General features: G+C 72.8%; 5 protein-coding genes and 1 tRNA gene. 2 read left to right on the top strand and 4 right to left on the bottom strand.

The window, feature by feature from the left end:
• Window positions 1-203: 203 nt before the first annotated feature.
• Window positions 204-806 (top strand): oligoribonuclease, encoded by a 603-nt coding sequence (orn, locus tag ACZ4W9_RS40115; protein ID WP_467944187.1) that lies wholly within the window; start codon window positions 204-206, stop codon window positions 804-806.
• Window positions 807-914: 108 nt separating this feature from the next.
• Window positions 915-987 (top strand) — tRNA-His (locus tag ACZ4W9_RS40110).
• 110 nt (window positions 988-1,097) lie between these two features.
• On the opposite strand, the gene ACZ4W9_RS40105 is transcribed toward ACZ4W9_RS40110, so the two are convergent.
• The 4 genes from ACZ4W9_RS40105 to ACZ4W9_RS40090 all read right to left on the bottom strand — a co-directional run bounded on the left by ACZ4W9_RS40105 (window position 1,098) and on the right by ACZ4W9_RS40090 (window position 5,917).
• The gene (locus tag ACZ4W9_RS40105) at window positions 1,098-2,153 is read right to left on the bottom strand and encodes a LacI family DNA-binding transcriptional regulator (RefSeq protein WP_467944186.1); all 1,056 of its coding nucleotides are present in this window, start codon (window positions 2,151-2,153) and stop codon (window positions 1,098-1,100) included.
• 124 nt (window positions 2,154-2,277) lie between these two features.
• On the bottom strand, window positions 2,278-3,720 hold the full coding sequence (locus tag ACZ4W9_RS40100; RefSeq protein ID WP_467944185.1) for a GH1 family beta-glucosidase: 1,443 nt from the start codon (window positions 3,718-3,720) through the stop codon (window positions 2,278-2,280).
• A gap of 269 nt (window positions 3,721-3,989) precedes the next feature.
• Window positions 3,990-4,910, bottom strand: a complete 921-nt coding sequence (locus ACZ4W9_RS40095; RefSeq protein WP_467944184.1) for a carbohydrate ABC transporter permease — start codon at window positions 4,908-4,910, stop codon at window positions 3,990-3,992.
• Between the two features lie 14 nt (window positions 4,911-4,924).
• Window positions 4,925-5,917, bottom strand: a complete 993-nt coding sequence (locus ACZ4W9_RS40090; RefSeq protein ID WP_467944183.1) for a carbohydrate ABC transporter permease — start codon at window positions 5,915-5,917, stop codon at window positions 4,925-4,927.
• Window positions 5,918-6,293: the final 376 nt, after the last annotated feature.

The following is a 6,293-nucleotide window of genomic DNA, read 5'->3' as shown; positions in this document are numbered from 1 at the left end:
GGCGACGGTGGGGCCCCCTCCCAAGCCCCCCCCCCCCCCGTCGGTGTGGTGGGCCTGCTGCCGGTCCCTCCCGGGGGCAACGAACCCCCGGGGGGGGGGGGGGGCCCCCCCCCCCCCCCTTCCCGGCTCCGCAGCCGCGAGGACGGCCCTTCCCGCGGGGCACGGGGGCACCCAAAAGCTGAGGTGCGCTTTAGGGTGGTCGCATGAACGATCGCATGGTGTGGATCGACTGCGAGATGACCGGCCTCTCGCTGTCCGACGACGCGCTCATCGAGGTGGCCGCCCTCGTCACCGACTCCGAGCTGAACGTACTCGGCGAGGGGGTGGACATCGTCATCCGTCCGCCGGCCCGGGCGCTGGAGACGATGCCGGAGGTGGTGCGCCAGATGCACACCGCGTCCGGGCTGCTCGCGGAGCTGGAGCGCGGCACGACCCTCCAGGACGCCGAGGAGCAGGTCCTGGCGTACGTACGCGAGCACGTGAAGGAGCCCGGCAAGGCCCCGCTGTGCGGCAACTCCGTCGGCACCGACCGCGGCTTCCTGCTGCGGGACATGCCGACCCTGGAGGACTACCTCCACTACCGGATCGTCGACGTCTCCTCGATCAAGGAGCTGGCCCGCCGCTGGTATCCGCGGGCGTACTTCAACAGCCCCGAGAAGAACGGCAACCACCGGGCCCTCGCCGACATCCGCGAGTCGATCGCCGAGCTGCGCTACTACCGCGAGGCCGTCTTCGTGCCCCAGCCCGGCCCGGACTCCGAGACCGCGAAGGCGATCGCCGCCCGGCACGTCGTCCCCGCGCCGTAGCCGCCCCCGTGGCCGCCCGCGCGAAAACGTGTGCGCGAGCACCCCTGAGAACCCTGTAGACTTCTTCTCGGCCGGTCGGGGAAACGACAAGTTCCACTGCCGGTCGTGGTGGGTGTAGCTCAGCTGGTAGAGCACCTGGTTGTGGTCCAGGATGCCGCGGGTTCGAGTCCCGTCACTCACCCTGAGTAGTCAGCCGGTGACTCCGTTGCGAAACGGAGTCACCGGCTGATTCGTTTTCCCCTCCTCCGCTTCCACACCCGGGGCCCGTGCGGGCCCCGGGTGTGGGGTGCGTCACGACGACGCCCGGACCACCAGCCGCACCGGCAGCACCGCCCGGCGGGGGGCGGTGTCCCGCGCCGCGGCCGGGCCCCGGCCGGCGATCTCCGTGAGGAGCAGGTCGATCATCGCGCGGCCCATCTCCTCGATGGGCTGGCGGACGCTGGTGAGCGGCGGGTCCATGTGGCGGGCGATGGCCGAGTCGTCGTAGCCGACCAGCGCCACGTCCTCGGGGATCCGGCGGCCCGCCTCGCGCAGCACCTGGCGGGCGCCGGCCGCCATCACGTCCGAGCCCGCGAAGACCGCGTCCAGGTCGGGGTGGCGGGCCAGCAGGGTGGTCATCGCGCGCCGGCCGCCCTCCTCGGTGAAGTCGCCCGGCTCGATGAGGAGTTCGTCCGCCGGATGGCCCGCGTCGGCGAGGGCTTCGCGGTAGCCGTCGGCGCGGCGCTGGGCGCCGTAGACGTCCAGCGCGCCGGTGATGTGCGCGATCCGGCGGCGGCCCCGGGACAGCAGGTGTTCCACGGCCGCGCGGGCGCCGCCGTAGTTGTCGGAGTCCACCGAGGTGAGCGATTCGGCCGCCGAGCGCGGGCCGCTGATCACGGCCGGGATCTCCAGCTCGGCCAGCAGGTCGGGCAGCGGGTCGTCGGCGTGCACGGAGACCAGCAGCACGCCGTCCACCCGGTGCGCCGCCAGGTACTGGGCCAGCCGCTGCCGCTCCCGGTCGCTGCCCGCGAAGATCAGCAGCAACTGCATCTCGGTGTCGGACAGTTCCGCGCCGACCCCGCGCAGCATGTCGGAGAAGTAGGGCTCGGCGAAGAACCGGGTCTCCGGCTCGGGAACGACCAGCGCGATGGCGTCGGTGCGGTTGGCGGCGAGGGCGCGGGCGGCGGTGTTGGGGACGTAGCCCAGTTCGGCGACGGCCGCCTCGACCGCGGCGCGGGTGGCGTCGCTGACCCGGGGCGAGCCGTTGATCACCCGGGAGACCGTGCCCCGCCCGACCCCGGCCCGCGCGGCGACCTCCTCCAGGGTGGGCCGCCGGCCGCCCCGGCCCCTCACACCGTTGCCTGCCATGGTCGCCGCCTTCCGTTCACCGCCGTCAGGCCAGGAATGTAACAGCGTGACGGCGGCGCCTTCGATTCCGCGGGCCGCGGCGGACCCGGCCGGGGCCGGGGCCGGACCCGCCGCGGCACGGCCGTCAGGCGGGCAGGGCGTTGTTCCGGATCACCTCGGCGTACCAGCGGGCGCTGGCCTTGGGGATGCGGCGCTGGGTGGCGTAGTCCACGTAGACGGCGCCGAAACGCTTCGAATAGCCGTAGGACCACTCGAAGTTGTCCAGCAGGGACCACAGGAAGTAGCCGCGCACATCGGCTCCGTCGGCGATGGCCCGGCGGACGGCGTCCAGGTGGGAGTGGAGGTAGGCGATGCGCTGCGGGTCCTCGACCCGGCCCTCGGGCGAGACGTAGTCGTCGAAGGCGGCGCCGTTCTCGGTGACCATCAGCGGCAGCCCGGGGTGCGCGGAGGACAGCCCGGTCAGCAGGGTGTGCAGCCCGCTCGCGTCGATGGCCCAGTTCATGGCGGTCAGGTCGTCGTTGGCGAGGTGGAAGGCGACCTGCTCGGAGCCGGTCCACGGGGAGTGGTCGCTCGCGCCGTGGCCGTCGTTGCGGGTGCTGGCGGCGCCCTCGGCGGGCAGCGAGACCACGGTCGGCGCGTAGTAGTTGACGCCGAGCACGTCGAGGGGGCGGGAGATCTCCGCCAGGTCCCCGGCGCGCACCAGGTCCTCCCAGTCGACCAGGTGCGCGGTGTCACGCAGCAGGTCCTCGGGGTAGGCGCCGTCGAGCAGCGGGCCGGTGAAGATCCGGTTGCCGACCGCGTCGATGCGGCGCGCGGCCTCGGCGTCCTCGGGGCTGTCGGTGAGCGGGCGCACCTGGTGCAGGTTCAGGGTGATGGAGACCTGCGCCGAGGCGGGCAGGTTGGTGCGCAGGGCGCCGACGGCCTCGCCGTGGGCCAGGTTCAGGTGGTGGGCGGCGCGCAGGGTGGCGGCCGGGTCGGTCCGGCCCGGGGCGTGCACGCCGGAGCCGTAGCCGAGGAACGCCGAGCACCAGGGCTCGTTCAGGGTGGTCCACAGCCCGACCCGGTCGCCCAGGGCGCGGGCGGCGAGGGCGGCGTAGTCGGCGAACCGGTGGGCGGTGTCGCGGTGCGGCCAGCCGCCCGCGTCCTCCAGCTCCTGCGGCAGGTCCCAGTGGTAGAGGGTGGCGACCGGGGTGATCCCCGCCTCCAGCAGGGTGTCGGTCAGGCGGCGGTAGAAGTCCAGGCCGCGCTCGACGGCCGGGCCCCGGCCGGTGGGCTGCACCCGGGGCCAGGAGATGGAGAACCGGTAGGCCTTGAGGCCGAGGTCCTTCATCAGCGCCACGTCGTCGCGGTAGCGGTGGTAGTGGTCGGCGGCGATGTCACCGGTGTCGCCGTTGCGGATCTTGCCTGGGGTGTGGCTGAAGGTGTCCCAGATGGAGGGGGTGCGGCCGTCCTCGGTGGCGGCGCCCTCCACCTGGTAGGCGGCGGTGGCGGCACCCCAGACGAAGCCGGTCGGGAAGGAGGTGTCCAAGGCCGGCTGGACGGTGGTCTCGGGGCGTACGGCTGTCATGGTGAGAGCGCTCCCAAAGCGAAGAGGAAACGGAGGGCGGACTGCGGTCCGGCCGTGCGGGAGAGAGATGCGGGCGGAGCCCGGTCCCTGGCCGTGGGCCCGTGGCCCCGGTGGGGCCGGGGGTGCCCGGTCCGGTACGGCCCGCTGCGGGGCGGATGGAGGAGGTGGGCCGTACCGGACCGGGCACGAGGGGTGGGCCGGCGGGCGGGGTGCGCGCCGGCGGTGGGACGCGGGACGGAGACGGGGGGCGGGGGCCGGCCCGGCGGTGGTCAGCCCTTGACCGCGCCCGCCATGATCCCCCCGACGATCTGCTTGCCGAAGATCACGAAGACCAGCAGCAGCGGCAGGGTGCTGATCAGCGCACCGGCCATGACGATGCTCTGGTCGGGCGTGTAGGAGGCGCTGAGCTGGCCGAGCGCCACCTGGATGGTGGGGTCCTGCTGGTTCAGCGCGAGGAAGGGCCAGAAGAAGTCGTTCCAGGCCTGGACGAAGGTGAGCATGCCCAGCACCATCATCGCGGGCCGGGCCACGGGCAGCACCACGCTCCACACGATGCGGATGTTGCTCGCCCCGTCCACCTTGGCCGCCTCGATCAGCTCGTACGGCAGCGCCTCGACGAGGTACTGGCGCATGAAGAAGACACCGAAGGCGCCGACCAGGGTCGGGAAGATCACCGACTCCAGCTTTCCGCCCCACCCGATGTCCGACATCATCATGAACAGCGGGACGACGCTGAGCTGGGGCGGGATCGTCAGCGTGGCGATGACCGCGGTCATCAGCACATTGCGGCCGCGGAAGCGCATCTTGGCGAAGGCGTATCCGGCCAGGGTGCAGAAGAACAGGGTGGCGACGGTGATGCTGCCGGCCACGATCACGCTGTTGACGATGGCCTTGCCCAGGTTCGCCTGGTCCCAGGCCGCCTGGAGGTTGCTCCACAGCCGGCCGCCGGGTATCAGCGGCGGGGGGCTGTCCAGGACCCGCTGCTGGTCGTGCGAGGCGGCCACCAGCGTCCAGTACAGCGGGAAGATCGAGCCGAGGCCGACGACGATCAGGGCGGCGTAGGTGAACGGGCCGCCCCGCAACTGCTGGCCGGCGCCCAGGCGCAGGCGGCCCGGGCCCTTGCCGGGGGCGGGGGAAGTCGGTGCCGGGACGAAGTCCGGCGAGGTCTTGGTGGGACTGGTCGTGGTCATCGATGTCGCTCCCGTCAGGCCGCGTTCTTGCGCACGAACCGGCCGACGATCCAGTTGATCAGGGCGATCAGCAGCAGCAGGACGAGCATGGCCCAGGCCACGGCCGCCGCCGGTCCCAGATGACCCAGCTTCCAGCCGTAGTTGAACAGGTAGATGCTGAGCGTCTCGTACTGGTGCTCGCTGCCGCCGATCGAGCCGAGGGTGCCGCCCTGGAGCAGCAGCGGCTCACCGAACAACTGCATCGAGCCGATGGTCGAGATGACGATGGTGAACAGGATCGTCGGCCGCAGCGAGGGGATGGTCACCTTGCGGAACTGCTGCCAGCGCGACGCCCCGTCGATGGACGCGGCCTCGTACAGATCGGTGGGCACGGCCTGCATGGCGGCCAGGTAGATGAGGGCGTTGTAGCCGGTCCACCGCCAGATCACGATGACCGAGATGGCGATCTTGGACGTCCAGGTCCCGTTGCCCCAGTTGATGTTGCCGGCCCCGAAGAAGTGCAGCACCCAGTTGAGGATGCCGCCGTCGGCGCGGAAGACCAGCGCGAAGACCAGGGCGGCCGTGGCGACCGAAGTGGCGTACGGGGTGAGGATGACGGTCCGCCAGAAGGTGCTGGCGCGCAGCTTGTAGTTGAGCAGGTGGGCCAGGCCCAGGGCCACCAGCAGCTGCGGAACGGTGGAGACGACACCGATGACGAAGGTGTTGGAGACGGCCGTCCAGAACTCGGAGTCCTGGAGGATCTTGGCGAAGTTGTCCAGGCCGACCCACTCGGACTGGTCGAGGCCCGTCATCTCCACCCGGTGCAGGGAGATCCAGCCGGTGTAGAGCAGCGGGTAGAGCCCGAAGGCGCCGAAGATCAGGAAGAAGGGGGCGATGTAGGCGTACGGCGACGCCTTGTCGTCGAAGCGCCACAGCCGGCTGCGCCATGTGCCGCGTCCGTTCGACGCTGCGCCGGAGCCGCCGGGCGGCGGGGTGTAGGCACCCCGGGCGGGGGTTGTCGTTGCCACGGAGGGAGTCCTTCCCTGGAGGTTTCGGCCGGTGGGGGCGGGTCCGGGGCCGGCCCGCCGCTCCCGGCGCGGATCGGTACGGTGGCGGACGACCCGTGCCGCGGCCTGACGTGCGTGTGGGGCGGAGCCCGGCCGTCGGCCGCCGGTCCCCGCCGGTGACGGCGCGGCGGCGCCCTGTGCCGGGCACCGCTCCACGTCGTCGGGCGCTCACCCGTACGGGCCGTCGGTCCCCGTGCCGCGCACCGGTCTGCGCTGCCCGGCGGCGGGGGCGGGGGGCCCGTGCGGGCGGGGGGGGGGGGGGGGGGGGGGGGGGGGGGGGGGGGGGGGGGGGGGGGGGGGGGGGGGGGGGGGGGGGGGGGGGGGGGGGGGGGGGGGG

The organism is Streptomyces sp. NPDC029296, from assembly GCF_055569255.1.
The sequence above is the reverse complement of the archived record's forward strand: the minus strand, read 5'-3'. Positions and strand labels throughout refer to the sequence as shown.

What these genes read in the sequence shown, in the direction of transcription:
- orn (WP_467944187.1), top strand. Translation starts at nt 204, where the DNA reads ATGAACGATCGCATGGTGTGGATCGACTGCGAGATGACCGGCCTCTCG.
- ACZ4W9_RS40105 (WP_467944186.1), bottom strand. Translation starts at nt 2,153, where the DNA reads ATGGCAGGCAACGGTGTGAGGGGCCGGGGCGGCCGGCGGCCCACCCTG.
- ACZ4W9_RS40100 (WP_467944185.1), bottom strand. Translation starts at nt 3,720, where the DNA reads ATGACAGCCGTACGCCCCGAGACCACCGTCCAGCCGGCCTTGGACACC.
- ACZ4W9_RS40095 (WP_467944184.1), bottom strand. Translation starts at nt 4,910, where the DNA reads ATGACCACGACCAGTCCCACCAAGACCTCGCCGGACTTCGTCCCGGCA.